This is a genomic window from Nocardia vulneris (assembly GCF_001613425.1).
GTDB lineage: Bacteria > Actinomycetota > Actinomycetes > Mycobacteriales > Mycobacteriaceae > Nocardia > Nocardia vulneris.
On record NZ_BDCI01000017.1, the window covers coordinates 405,468 to 417,719 of the forward strand.

Here is a 12,252-nt window from a genome sequence, read left to right on the forward strand (position 1 = left end):
CCCACCCGGGTTCGCACCGGAAATTGGGCCTGTCACGATCCTGTCGCGCGCGGAGCCGTTCGCTGCCACCAAGGGTAGTGCCAACATTCGCCGGTCGTCAGAGGAATTCACGAAGTATCGACGACACCGGCGCGTCCAGGACGGGCCGCTTACCGTCCGGCGGTGCGCGTAGTGACCGCGACCGAGTCCGGCGAGTCGAGCGGTCCGTAGACGTCGATCCACATGTCACCCTCCGGGCTTTCCGCGACCCGCGCCGCCGCAACAACCGTCGCCACAAACTTCCTCCGCATGAGACTCCCCTTCTCCAGTTCCTCCACGTGAGACACCATTGACCCTATGTCCCATCCGAGACACTCTCGCAGCTATGTCTCAACAGCAAGGCGACCGCCGCTCGAAACCTAGCGGACGAAACGCATTCGGTAGCTACCGACACCGGCTTATACCACCGCCCATTTCGTAAACAGCGGATGGGAGATCCCGGAGACACAGAAAGGACATAAACCCGATTCGATCATCAGGCAAACCGGATTGATGCCGACGAACAAACTCGCACCCACGGGCCGGGACGGCGACCGCTCCGCGTCGGCAACCCTTCAGCGTATCCTGCCAAACCCGTTGCGCATCAGCACTTTTGCCACAATGCACACAAGACGGGCATCCCGGTCGTACCGGAGCACAAGTACCGGTCGTTATTTTTATGCGGAAACTTTGCCGTAGCAATATGTAACCACTCGGAAATATCGACCTCCGTAAGCTCTCATTTCGAAGAGCGGAACCCCCTTCTTCGAATCGCAGATCCACAAGGAGAGAACAATGGGCTTGGTCGCCGGTTTGGTCGAAATTGTCGGAAATCTCCTGCACCTCCTGCTCGGCGGACTCTGATAAACCGCTGAAGACTCGGCCCCGCGTCGCGCGGACGCGGGGCCGAGTCGTAGCCGGGCCCGCCTCCCACGCGTGACCCCCACCACAAAACTTCTGTTGCGTGACTGAGGTCACTCCGCTACCTTGTGCAATGTCACACGTCACATGACGCGAATCGCGGCGAAGGTCGTGACTCGGCGCGCAGAGGGAGGCTCTTATGACCGGATCGATCTCGTCGGCTGTCACCAAGCCGTGGCACGGGGTCCTGGTGGCCACGACGCTGCCGTTCACGGCGGACTACTCGGTCGATTACGACGCGTACGGCGCACACGTCGCGTGGCTGGCGGCGAACGGATGCCACGGGGTCAGCCCGAACGGATCGCTCGGTGAGTACCAGACCCTCGACGACGACGAGCGGGCCCGTGTGGTGGCCACGGCCGTCGCGGCCGCCCCGGCCGGGTTCACCGTGATGCCGGGCATCGCCGCCTACGGCGCGTTGCAGGCGCGCAAGTGGGCGGTGCAGGCCGCGTCCGCCGGCGCCCAGGCGGTAATGCTGTTGCCGCCCAACACCTATCGCGGCGGCCGCGATTCGGTGCTCGATCACTACCGCACGGTCGCCGAGGTCGGGCTCCCGATCGTCGCGTACAACAACCCGATCGATACCCGCATCGACCTGACCCCGGACCTCCTGGCCGAGTTGCACGCCGAAGGCCTGATCGTCGGCGTCAAGGAGTTCACCGGCGACGTGCGGCGCTGCTACGAGATCAAGGAACTGGCACCGGAACTCGATGTCCTCGTCGGCTCCGACGACGTGGTGCTCGAACTCGGTATCGCCGGTGCCGTCGGCTGGGTGGCCGGTTACCCGAACGCCATCCCGAAGGCGACGGTCGAGCTCTACAACGCCGCCGTGAACCGCGATCTGGACAAGGCGCTTCCGCTGTACCGCGACCTGCACAAGCTGCTGCGCTGGGACTCCAAGACCGAGTTCGTGCACGCGATCAAGCTGTCGATGGATCTGGCCGGCCGGCGCGGCGGGCAGTGCCGGCCGCCGCGGGTCCCGCTCGCACCGGAACTGACGGCGAAGATCACGGCCGCGACCCAGGACGTGCTGGCCAAGGGCTACCGATAACCGACCGGCGGTCGGAAAGGTTGCATGATGCACACGGCAAGTGAGGAGGAAGCGATGGACGAGACCACGGTGGACGCGATCGTCGCGGCAGCCGCGGCGGCGGCCAAGCCCTGGGCCGCAGTCGGATCGGCGGACCGGGCCGGGGTGCTGCACGGCATCGCGGATCGGCTGGACGCGCACGCCGCCGCACTCATCCCCCTGGCGATGCGGGAGACACACCTGTCCGAGCCGAGGCTGACCGCGGAGTTGCAGCGCACCGGCTTCCAACTGCGACTGTTCGCTCGCACCGTGCTCGACGGCGGCTACCTGGACGTGCGCATCGACACCGCGGACCCGGACTGGCCGATGGGTGCGCCGCGCCCGGACCTGCGCCGGATGAATATTCCGCTGGGACCGGTGCTCAACTTCGCGGCGAGCAACTTCCCGTTCGCCTTCTCCGTCGCTGGCGGGGACACCGCGGCCGCGCTCGCCGCGGGGTGCCCGGTGATCGTCAAAGCCAGTCCCGGGCATCCGTTGCTGTCCCGCGCCGTCGCCGACCTGATCGAGCAGGCGCTGCTCGAATGTGGCGCGCCGAGTGGCACTTTCGGTCTGGTGCTCGGGCGCGAAGCCGGCGTGCAGGTCCTCACCCATCCCGCGATCGCCGCGGCGGCGTTCACCGGATCGACGGCGGGTGGGCGTGCGCTCTACGACCTGGCCTGCCGTCGCCCGGTGCCGATCCCGTTCTACGGCGAACTCGGCTCGATCAACCCGGTCTTCGTCACCGAGCAGGCGGCGCGCACCCGGGCCGCAGAGATCGCCACGGGACTGCTGACCGCGGTGAGTTCGAGCGCGGGTCAGCTGTGCACCAAACCGGGTCTGGTCGCGGTTCCCGTGGACGCGCCGGTCCTCGGCGCACTGGCCGATCTGATCCGCACCCGGCCCGTGCCGACCGGCGAGCTGTTGAACGACGAGATCGCGGCGGGTTTCGCCGCCGCCGTACGGCGGGTGCGCGACCATGCGGACGTCGAACCGCTGGCGGGTGGCGGCCCGGACGAGGCCTTGCTGCTCGCCACCACGGCACGCGCCGTGCTGGCCGATCCCGACGTCCTGCTGCACGAAATGTTCGGCCCGGCAACACTTCTGGTCACCTACCGGGACACCGCCGAATTGCTCGATCTGGCCCGGGCAGTGGGCGGTCAGCTCACCGCGACGGTGTTCGGCGAGCAGGCGGACGAGACGACCCGCGCGCTCATCGCGGCGGCCGTCGACGTGGCCGGACGGGTGCTGTGGAACAGCTGGCCCACCGGCCTGTCGGTGACCTACGCGCAGCAGCACGGCGGCCCCTACCCGGCGACCACCGCGCCGTCGTCGACTTCCGTCGGCACCGCGTCGATCTCCCGCTTCCTGCGACCGGTGGTCTATCAGTCCGTGCCGGAGGACCTGCTGCCGCTCGAATTGCGCACCGGCAACCCGCTTTCCGTGCCGCAGTCGGTGAACGGAGCGCCGGCCCGATGACCGAGTTCCCGCCCCGCTCCCCCGCCCTGCGGGGAACCGACGTGCTCATCATCGGTGGCGGCATGATCGGCTGCGCCCTCGCCGACCGGCTCGCGCTGGCAGGCGCCTCGGTGCGGGTGTGCGAGCGGGGTGGGATCGCTTCGGGCACCACGGCACACGGCGAAGGCAATGTTCTCGTCTCCGACAAGGGGCCCGGGCCGGAACTGCGCCTGGCCCAACTGTCCCGGCGACTGTGGCCCGAGGTGCTCGCGCGGATCGGCGCACGGTACCCGGCGGATGCGGCGGCCGTCGAGTGGGAAGCCAAGGGCGGCATCGTCGTTGCCACCACCGAGCCCGGCGCGGCCGCACTGGCCGAGTTCGCCGCGGGTCAGCGGAGCGCGGGCGTGCGTTGCGAGCACCTCGACGCGGACCAGCTCGCAGCGGCGGAACCGGCGTTGACCCGGGATGTGCGTGCCGCCGTGCACTACCCCGAGGACGCGCAGGTGCAGCCCGCCGGTGCGGCGACCGCGCTGCTCGAATCCGCCATCGCCGCAGGAACTCTGGTGGAGACCGACTGCGAGGTGGTTGCTCCGCTGCACCGTGGCGAACGACTGATCGGCGTGCACACCACCCGCGGACCACGCCACGCCGATATCGTGATCAATGCTGCGGGCCCGTGGTCGGCGGCGGTCGGCGGGCTGCTCGGCGCACCGATCGCGGTGCGGCCGCGGCGCGGGGACGTGCTCATCACGGCACCCCTGCCCCCGACCGTCTTCCACAAGGTCTACGACGCGGATTACGTTGGCGCCGTCGGCAGTTCGGACACGGCCTTGCAATCGTCGGCGGTGGTGGAGTCGACGCGCGGCGGCCCGCTGCTGCTCGGCTCCTCCCGCCGGCAATGCGGTTTCGACAACCGCCTGCGCCCGGACAGCCTGGCCGCCATCGCCCGCAAAGCGATTCGGCTCTATCCCGCGCTGGCCGATGTCGCGATCATGCGCGCCTACGGCGGCTTTCGCCCTTACGTCGACGACCATCTGCCCGTGATCGGTCCCGACCCGCGCCTACCCGGCCTCTGGCATGCGACCGGACACGAAGGGGCGGGCATCGGCCTGTCCGTCGGCACCGCCGAATTGATCTGTGCGGCATTGACCGGCGGTCCGGATCATCCCGACCTGGCGGCGTTCGCCGTGGACCGTCCGGCCGTACGCGCGGCGGAAGTCATCGAGGAAGTGCACCGATGAGCAACCACACTGCGAGGTAACCACGTGAGCGCACAACTGATTCCCGCGGGCAGCGATCCCCTCGGCCGCGACGACCGCCCGCTGACCGTCACCGTCGACGGTGTGCCGGTGCGCGGCGTGCACGGGCAAACGCTCGCCACGGTCCTACTGGCCGACGGTCACGATCACTGGCGCACCGCACCGACCGGCGGTGGGCGCGGCGTCTTCTGCGGCATAGGCGTCTGCTTCGACTGTGTCGCCACCGTCAACGGCATCCCCGACATCCGCCTGTGCCGCCGCCCCGCCCGCGACGGCGACACCGTGCACACCCAATCCCGCACGTCGACCGCCCACACCGAGCACGCCACGGCTCTGCTCGGTGACCCGAATTCCCATGGCGAGCAGCCAGCTCCGATCGGCAGCCACATCGCACACACGCAGTCTCGCGCGTTCGACACCCACACCGAACGCTCAACGGCGCTGATCGACGACGCGAAATCCGATAGCGCGCAATGCACATCGGTCGACGGCGAGATCGCAGCGGCGGACGGCTGCGACCCGGAGCGTTCGGCAGACCGCGAGACCACGGGCGACGTGCGCAGCACCGATGAACGACACGACCGGCCGCAAGGAGGCACCCGATGACCAAGCACGTAGTCGTGATCGGCGGTGGGCCGGCGGGAACGGCGGCCGCGGCGGCTGCCCTGCGGTCAGGTGCGACCGTGACGCTGATCGATGCGAACGAGACACTCGGCGGTCAGTACAACCGGCGTATTCCTGCCGCCTACGGCGTGCGGAATCCGCTACGGATCGGGCACGGCTACGTCGCGGCGCAGCGCCTGGGGTGGCAGCTGAGCGAGCATCCGCGGTGCGAATATCTTTCGTGGGCAGCGGTCTATCAGATCGAGCGCGCACCGGACGGTGGCTGCCCGATCGTGCGGCTGTGGCAGGGTATCGAGGGTGAGCGGCGCACGCATCGCGAAATCCACGGCGACGCACTGATTCTCGCCACCGGCGCGTACGACCGTGTATGCCCGTTCCCCGGCTGGGATCTTCCCGGCGTGTACACCGCGGGCGCCGCGCAGACCCTCGCGAAGACACAGCGCCTGCTGGTCGGCAAGTCCGTATTACTGTCCGGCACCGGCCCCTTCCTCCTTCCGGTCGCGCAGTCACTGGTCGCGGGCGGCGCGCAGGTGCAGGCGATCCTCGAGGCCAACCCGGCATCCCATATCGCACGCGAATGGCTCACCCGCCCTTGGGAACTGCGCCACAGCGCGGGCAAAGCGACCGAGTTGATCGAGTACGCCGTCGCCGGGATCCGGCACCGCGTCCCGCTGCGCACGGCGCACGCCGTGGTGGCGGTCGCCGGTGCCGGTCGCGCCGAAGAAGCGACGATCGCTCGCCTGGACGAGAACTGGGCACCGATCCCCGGCACCCGGCACACTGTGCCGGTGGACGCGGTGGCCGTCTCGCACGGTTTCACCCCGCAGCACGAACTGGCGGTGGCCGCCGGTGCGGCGCTCACCGCGGACGGCTTCGTCCAGGTGGACGAACAGCAACGCACCAGCGCCGACAGCGTTTGGGCGGCAGGCGAACTCACGGGCATCGGCGGCGCTCAGGTGGCGGCGATCGAAGGCACCGTCGCCGGGCTGGCCGCCGTGGACGCCCCCCTCGGCCGCGGGCTGCGCGCGCGGCAGCGCACCGCCGGGCAGTTCGTCGCCCGGCTCGCCGCCGCGCATCCGATCCGCCCCGGCGTGCTGAGCTGGGCGCGGCCGGACACCGTGTGCTGCCGCTGCGAGGGCACCACACACGCCGAACTGACCGCCGCGTGGTCGCGCACCACCGGCGGCGGTTATCGCCCGACGAAGCTGGCCACCCGCGCTGGTCTCGGCCCGTGCCAGGGCCGGATGTGCGCGGCGAATATCGAAGCGCTGCGCAGTCGTTCATGCCCCGACGGCACGGCGGTGCCCGGCCTCGCGGCGGCCTCCCCGGCCTGGCGTCCGCTGGCCGCGCCCGTGCGGCTGCGCGAACTGGCCGATCTCGACAACGAAGGATCCTGATGCGAAGCAAGACGATCATCTCCGCGATCGACACCCACACCGAGGGCATGCCGACCAGGGTGATCACCGGCGGTGTCGGCACGATTCCCGGCGACACCATGGCGGCCCGGCGCGCCTACTTCGCCGAGCACCTGGACGGCCTGCGCAGACTGCTGGTCAACGAGCCGCGGGGGCACGCCTCGATGAGCGGGGCGATCCTGCAACCGGCCACCACCGCCGACGGTCACTACGGCGTGCTGTTCATCGAGGTCAGCGGTCTGCTGCCGATGTGCGGCCACGGCACCATCGGGGTCGCGACCGCCCTGATCGAGGCGGGCATGGTGGCGGTCACCGAACCGGTCACCGAGATCCGGCTCGACACCCCGGCCGGCCGGGTGATCGCCGAGGTCGCGGTCAGCGGCGGGCACGCCGATTCGGTGACGCTGCGCAACGTGCCCGCCTACTGCGACAGCCTGGACAACAAGGTCGAGGTGCCCGAGCTGGGCACGGTGCGCTACGACCTGGCCTATGGCGGAAACTTCTATGCCATAGTCGATCTCGCCGAGGTCGGCCTGCCGTTCGATCGCGCGCACAAGGACCGCATTCTCGCCGCCGGACTCCGGATCATGCAGGCGATCAACGAGTCCCGGCGCCCGGTGCATCCGGAGGACGAGCAGATCACGGGCTGCAAACACGTCCTGTTCCTCGATCCCGCGTCGACCCCGACCCATACCCGGCACGCGATGGCCATCCACCCCGGGTGGTTCGACCGGTCCCCGTGCGGCACCGGCACCTCCGCGCTGCTGGCCCGGCAGCACGCCCGCGGCCTGCTCACCGACGACCAAGTGCTGCAGAACGATTCGTTCATCGGTACCACGTTCTATGCCCGTGCCGTCGAATCGACCAGCGTGGGTACGCGCCCCGCGATCGTGCCCGCCATCACCGGCCGCGCCTGGCTCACCGGCACCGCCAACTACCTGCTCGACCCGTCGGATCCCTTCCCCGAGGGCTTCGTTTTCTGATTCACCGCTGCACCCCTCGAAAGGCCCGGCAATGAAGCCTGTCACCACTCGACCCCAACGACCGCCGCTCAGCCGCGCGACGATCCTGCGCCGCATGCCCGTAACCGACAGCGACACCGGCGATTTCGCCAAGAGCATGGGCCTGTGGCAGCTGGTCGCGCTCAGTCTCGGCGGCTTGGTCGGCGCGGGCGTGTTCTCCCTGGCCGGTGTGGTGGCCAAGGAGGTGGCCGGGCCCGGCGTGCTGCTCTCGTTCGGCATCGCCATCGTCGCCTCCGGCGCGGCGGGGCTCTGCTACGCCGAATTCGCCGGGATGGTGCCGCGCGCGGGCTCTGCCTACACCTACGCTTACGTGTCACTCGGTGAGATCATCGGCTTCTTGATCGGCTGGGACCTGCTGCTGGAGTACACGGCCATCGTGTCGGTGGTGGCGATCGCGGTCTCCGGATACCTGAACTACATCACCCACTACTTCGGATTCGACCTGCCCACTTGGGCATTGGGTGCGCCGGGCACCGGTGCCGGGCACAAGGTCGACCTGTTCGCGGTGCTGCTGTGCCTACTGCTGGCATTCCTGCTCTCCCGCGGCACCCGCGAATCGGCGCGCGTGCAAACCGGACTCGTCATGCTGAAGATGGCGATCGTCGCGATCGTGGTCGTCGCCGGTGCTTTCCACATCAAGGCGGGCAACTACACGCCGTTCTTCCCGCTCGGCGTCGGCGGTGCGGTATCGGGTGCGGCGCTGGCGTTCTTCGCCGTCTACGGCTACGACGCGATGAGCGCCGCGGCCGAGGAGTCCACCGACGGCAAGAAGCTGCTGCCCAAGGCGATCATGATCAGCCTCGGCATCGCCTCGGTGGTCTACCTGCTGGTCTGCCTGGTCATCGTCGGCATGGTCGACTACACCGACATCGATGTGGCCGCACCGTTCTCCAGCGCGTTCGACAGCATCGGGATGGGCATTCTCGGCCTGGTCATCGCGGTCGGCGCGGTCGTCGGCGTCACCACCTCGGCCTTCGCCAACATGCTCGCCGTGACCCGGGTCGGTTTCGCGATGAGCCGGGACGGCCTGCTGCCCGCCTACTTCGGCAAGTCCGATCCGCGCCGCAAGGTGCCCACCCGGGTGATCTGGCCGGTCGGCGTCGTTTCCGCGTTGATCGCCGGGTTTCTGCCGATCCGGGAGGCCGCCGAGCTGACCAACGTGGGTATTCTGATGGCCTTCATCGTCGTCGCGATCGGTGTGGTGTGGCTGCGCCGGACACGCCCCGAGGCCGAGCGCACCTTCCGTACCCCGTGGGTGCCGGTGGTGCCGCTGCTCGGTATCGGCTTCTCGGTGTGGCTGATCAGTCACCTCACCTGGGTCACCTGGCTGCGGTTCGTGCTCTGGCTGCTGCTCGGGGTGGCGCTGTACTTCGGCTTCAGCTACCGCAACGCCAAGCTGAACGCCGTTGACGGCTAACTATTCTGATACCGACGGGGCCTGGCCCACCAGCAGATAACCGGAGCACACAGATGATCGAACGATTGGATACCCGCAAGCGCCCGACGCTGCGCGACCACGTGTCCGACGCCTTGCGCGCCGCGATCATCTCCGGCGAACTCGAACCCGGTGTGCTCTACTCCGCGCCCTGGCTGTCGGAGCGCTTCGGCGTCTCCGCCACGCCGGTCCGCGAGGCGATGCTGGACCTGGTGAAACAGGGACTGGTGATCTCGGTGCCGAACAAGGGCTTCCGGGTCACCGAGGCCTCCGACGAGGATCTCGACGCGATCGCCGAGATCCGCCTGCTGTTGGAGCCGCCGAGCGTGCGCGCCATCGTGGACCGCATTCCGCAGGCGGATATGCCGGGGCTGCGCGCGGCGGCCGACAAGATCGTCGATGCGGCCAAGCGCGGCGATCTGGTCGAATACGTCGACGCCGATCGCCGGTTCCACCTCATGCTGCTCGCCTACTGCCGCAATCCACGGCTTTCGCAGATCGTCAGCGATCTGCGGGCCCAGACCCGGTTGCTCGGTCTCGCCGCGCTGGTCGCGCGCGGCGAGCTGGACAACTCGGCCCAGGAGCACCACACCATCCTCGATCTGATCGAACAGCGGCAGGACGCGCAGGTGGAGTCCTTCCTGCGCAATCACATCGGGCATGTGCGCGGACTCTGGGCTCCGGGCAACGCTCCCGACAAGGACGTCTCCTGAGCCCGAGTCCGTCACCTTACTGCGTCACCGCGGTCCGATACGCGAGTTCAACCAGTCGCCGAGCCAGCCGATGGCGTTGCGGCCCGTCTCGTCGACGATCAGCGCGCCGTAGTTGACGTGCGCGTTGGACGCGAAAAACATTGCCGCGCTGATGCCGTCGCCGATGAGGTCGAACAGGTTGATCCCGGGCGACGATTTCGAGGTGGCGAGCGCGGCGGTCAGGTCGTCGAGTCCGGCGTCCTTGCGTTCGGCCGTCAGCATGCCCATCGCGACACCGGCCAGGTCCTGCCCGATCGGCAGCAGCGCCGAGAGCGCGGCCGCGGCACCGGCGGGATCGGGCTGCTGACCGGGTGGCGGCGCCAGCTTCTCCAGCACCGACCACGCGACTTCCTGGATCCGGCCCGCGATCTCGGCGAGTTTGGGGATGTCGATGGTCGAGAGCACCGCGGCCGCGATCGTCGCGATCTGCAGGAGGCCTTGCGAATTGGGCACCATCGACAGCACCTGCGACACCCATTTCACGTCGACCGCGGCGAGCAGGTCGACCAGGGGTCGCAACTGATTGTTCAAGGTGCCCGCGATGGCGTGCGCGCCCGCGGCGTCGCGCGCCAGCACCTTCTGCGGGAGCAGCGCCAGGTTGTCCAGGATGCCGCGGAAGTCGAGGGTGGTGACCTTGGCGACGACATCCAGTGCCTGGTTGACCATTTCGCTCGGTTTGAGCAGCGCCAGGATGCCCGCCGCGGATTCCAGGACGCCCGCGGGCAAGGTGATCAGCACTTCGATCTGCCCGTTGAGCGAATCGGACAGACCACTCAGCGCCGCCACTTCGGGTGATCCGGCCGGCAACGTCTCGACACCGTTGTTCAGTAGGTCGGTGGCGTTGCCCGAGATCCTGTTGGCCGCCGACACGGCGCCGGGCAGATCCGACTCCGCGGCGCCGCTGAGCACCTTGCCGGCGTTGTGTTCGGCCGAACCCGCCGGGGCGGCGGCCAATTGCTTCGCGGCCGCGCCGGAGCCGACCAGTTCGGCCAGCGGGCGGACGGTGTGCTCGACCGTATCCGCCTGTTCGCGCACCCGGCTGAGATCGACACCACGCGGGTCGACCAGGCTCGCCGCCAGCTCACGCACCGCCGCGGCCAGGCCCGGCAGATCCGCCTTGGAGAAGTCCGAGGTCAGGGCGCCGGCCAGCCGGGAGTCGCTGGGCAGCTTGCTCAGCAGCGAACCCAGCTGTCCGAGTAGCGGATTGGCGTTCTTCTGGATCGAGCAGTAGAGGTCGTTCGGGTCGCAGATCGAGGTGACCCGGCCGGACAGCGCGCCCATGCCGCGCGGTCGCGGGTCGGCGATCCCCTTGCCCGGGGTGCGCGGGCCGACCGCGGTTTCGCCGGTGGTACCGGCGGCCGGATCGGACAGCAGCCCCACGCCGAGCACCCGGTCGGCCGAGATCGGGCCGCGCCCGTTGCCGATATCGGAAGCGATGTCCCCCGCGGCGTCCGCGCCCTGGCTGTAACCGGTGATGGTGAACTTCGCGCCGGCGCAGCGGGTTCCGTAGTCGCGCAGCGCTTTGCGCGCGTTGGTGAGCGCGGTGTTCTTGCTGTCGGCGTAGGTGTGGCCGTTGTCGAAGGCCCGTGCCATGTAGGGCGTGAAGTAGATGGCCGACGTGGCGCCGTGCTCGCGCTGGATCGCCTCGGCGATCGGCCTGAGCATGCCGATCGGCTGGGCCGGGTCGGCCGCCTCGTTGGTCTCCCAGGTGCCGGGGATGAAGAGATTGAAGGTGTCCGCACAGCCGGATGTTCGGGTGTGCACGCTGGCCGGGGAGGCGATTCCGGTGGCACCGAGAGTGACACCGACGGCCACCATCGTGGCCACCACCACACAGCGCTTGGACGAAGGCAGGACAGGCATCAGAACCTCACCGATATCGATCGGGCACCCGCCGCCACACAGGCGGGCAGGCAAGAGGGCGTACGACTTTCAGCGCGACAACCGTGGTCGCCGCGCTGACTGTCGCGAATTCCAGGTCAGGACAAATGACCGACAATGGAGGAAAGCAGTTTGAGGCTCAATTTGAGCAAATCGATGCTGTCCCCGATCGACCCGCCGCCGGACGAACCGGTGCTGCTGCTGAGCGAACTCGAATCGTCACTCGAACCCGAGCCAGCGGCAATGATATTGACCGAATCCATGATGCTGATGAAAGCCGACATGTCTAGAACCGCCTGTCTTTTACCGGTGTTTGCAGCAACCAGACTCCCCCGCAACCATGTTCGCGTCCAGACCGGTTCAACTGGGGAAGTTGCGCCTACCCCGCAGGTCCAGGCAAG

The 12,252-nt window shown here is 68.7% G+C and carries 11 protein-coding genes; 8 read left to right on the top strand and 3 right to left on the bottom strand.

What is annotated here, in order from left to right; translation table 11 throughout:
* Nucleotides 1–149: 149 nt before the first annotated feature.
* Nucleotides 150–290 (bottom strand): hypothetical protein, encoded by a 141-nt coding sequence (locus NVU01S_RS19570; protein WP_156161485.1) that lies wholly within the window; start codon nt 288–290, stop codon nt 150–152.
* A gap of 788 nt (nt 291–1,078) precedes the next feature.
* On the opposite strand from NVU01S_RS19570, the gene NVU01S_RS19575 reads away from it, so the two are divergent.
* The 8 genes from NVU01S_RS19575 to NVU01S_RS19610 are packed head-to-tail and all read left to right on the top strand — an operon-like array spanning nt 1,079 to nt 9,931.
* The gene (locus NVU01S_RS19575) at nt 1,079–1,990 is read left to right on the top strand and encodes a dihydrodipicolinate synthase family protein (protein ID WP_063048146.1); all 912 of its coding nucleotides are present in this window, start codon (nt 1,079–1,081) and stop codon (nt 1,988–1,990) included.
* 54 nt (nt 1,991–2,044) lie between these two features.
* Nucleotides 2,045–3,484 carry an aldehyde dehydrogenase (NADP(+)) gene (locus NVU01S_RS19580; RefSeq protein ID WP_043671083.1) on the top strand — a complete coding sequence of 480 codons (1,440 nt, stop codon included), beginning with the start codon at nt 2,045–2,047 and terminating at the stop codon, nt 3,482–3,484.
* Nucleotides 3,481–4,704 (top strand): NAD(P)/FAD-dependent oxidoreductase, encoded by a 1,224-nt coding sequence (locus tag NVU01S_RS19585; RefSeq protein WP_052280612.1) that lies wholly within the window; start codon nt 3,481–3,483, stop codon nt 4,702–4,704. The genes NVU01S_RS19580 and NVU01S_RS19585 overlap by 4 nt, the downstream gene beginning before the upstream one ends.
* A gap of 24 nt (nt 4,705–4,728) precedes the next feature.
* A complete protein-coding gene (locus tag NVU01S_RS42110) occupies nt 4,729–5,328 on the top strand; it encodes a (2Fe-2S)-binding protein (RefSeq protein ID WP_063775968.1) in 600 nt (199 codons plus the stop codon).
* Nucleotides 5,325–6,743, top strand: a complete 1,419-nt coding sequence (locus tag NVU01S_RS19595; protein ID WP_043670803.1) for an FAD-dependent oxidoreductase — start codon at nt 5,325–5,327, stop codon at nt 6,741–6,743. The genes NVU01S_RS42110 and NVU01S_RS19595 overlap by 4 nt, the downstream gene beginning before the upstream one ends.
* Nucleotides 6,743–7,744: a proline racemase family protein gene (locus NVU01S_RS19600; RefSeq protein WP_043670806.1), complete on the top strand. Its 1,002-nt coding sequence runs from the start codon at nt 6,743–6,745 to the stop codon at nt 7,742–7,744. Before NVU01S_RS19595 ends, NVU01S_RS19600 begins: the two co-directional genes overlap by 1 nt.
* Before the next feature lie 31 nt (nt 7,745–7,775).
* On the top strand, nt 7,776–9,200 hold the full coding sequence (locus NVU01S_RS19605; RefSeq protein WP_043670809.1) for an amino acid permease: 1,425 nt from the start codon (nt 7,776–7,778) through the stop codon (nt 9,198–9,200).
* A gap of 53 nt (nt 9,201–9,253) precedes the next feature.
* A complete protein-coding gene (locus NVU01S_RS19610; protein ID WP_042262880.1) occupies nt 9,254–9,931 on the top strand; it encodes a GntR family transcriptional regulator in 678 nt (225 codons plus the stop codon).
* Nucleotides 9,932–9,955: 24 nt separating this feature from the next.
* Here NVU01S_RS19610 and NVU01S_RS19615 read toward each other — a convergent pair whose 3' ends face one another.
* Both NVU01S_RS19615 and NVU01S_RS44245 read right to left on the bottom strand, forming a co-directional pair.
* Complete coding sequence (locus tag NVU01S_RS19615; protein WP_043670814.1) at nt 9,956–11,833, bottom strand: cutinase family protein; 1,878 nt, start codon at nt 11,831–11,833, stop codon at nt 9,956–9,958.
* A gap of 116 nt (nt 11,834–11,949) precedes the next feature.
* The gene (locus NVU01S_RS44245; RefSeq protein WP_014983689.1) at nt 11,950–12,135 is read right to left on the bottom strand and encodes a hypothetical protein; all 186 of its coding nucleotides are present in this window, start codon (nt 12,133–12,135) and stop codon (nt 11,950–11,952) included.
* Between the last annotated feature and the right edge of the window lie 117 nt (nt 12,136–12,252).

What these genes read in the sequence shown, in the direction of transcription:
- NVU01S_RS19580 (WP_043671083.1), top strand. Translation starts at nt 2,045, where the DNA reads ATGGACGAGACCACGGTGGACGCGATCGTCGCGGCAGCCGCGGCGGCG.
- NVU01S_RS19615 (WP_043670814.1), bottom strand. Translation starts at nt 11,833, where the DNA reads ATGCCTGTCCTGCCTTCGTCCAAGCGCTGTGTGGTGGTGGCCACGATG.
- NVU01S_RS44245 (WP_014983689.1), bottom strand. Translation starts at nt 12,135, where the DNA reads ATGTCGGCTTTCATCAGCATCATGGATTCGGTCAATATCATTGCCGCT.
- NVU01S_RS19575 (WP_063048146.1), top strand. Translation starts at nt 1,079, where the DNA reads ATGACCGGATCGATCTCGTCGGCTGTCACCAAGCCGTGGCACGGGGTC.
- NVU01S_RS19610 (WP_042262880.1), top strand. Translation starts at nt 9,254, where the DNA reads ATGATCGAACGATTGGATACCCGCAAGCGCCCGACGCTGCGCGACCAC.
- NVU01S_RS19605 (WP_043670809.1), top strand. Translation starts at nt 7,776, where the DNA reads ATGAAGCCTGTCACCACTCGACCCCAACGACCGCCGCTCAGCCGCGCG.
- NVU01S_RS19570 (WP_156161485.1), bottom strand. Translation starts at nt 290, where the DNA reads ATGCGGAGGAAGTTTGTGGCGACGGTTGTTGCGGCGGCGCGGGTCGCG.
- NVU01S_RS19585 (WP_052280612.1), top strand. Translation starts at nt 3,481, where the DNA reads ATGACCGAGTTCCCGCCCCGCTCCCCCGCCCTGCGGGGAACCGACGTG.
- NVU01S_RS19600 (WP_043670806.1), top strand. Translation starts at nt 6,743, where the DNA reads ATGCGAAGCAAGACGATCATCTCCGCGATCGACACCCACACCGAGGGC.
- NVU01S_RS19595 (WP_043670803.1), top strand. Translation starts at nt 5,325, where the DNA reads ATGACCAAGCACGTAGTCGTGATCGGCGGTGGGCCGGCGGGAACGGCG.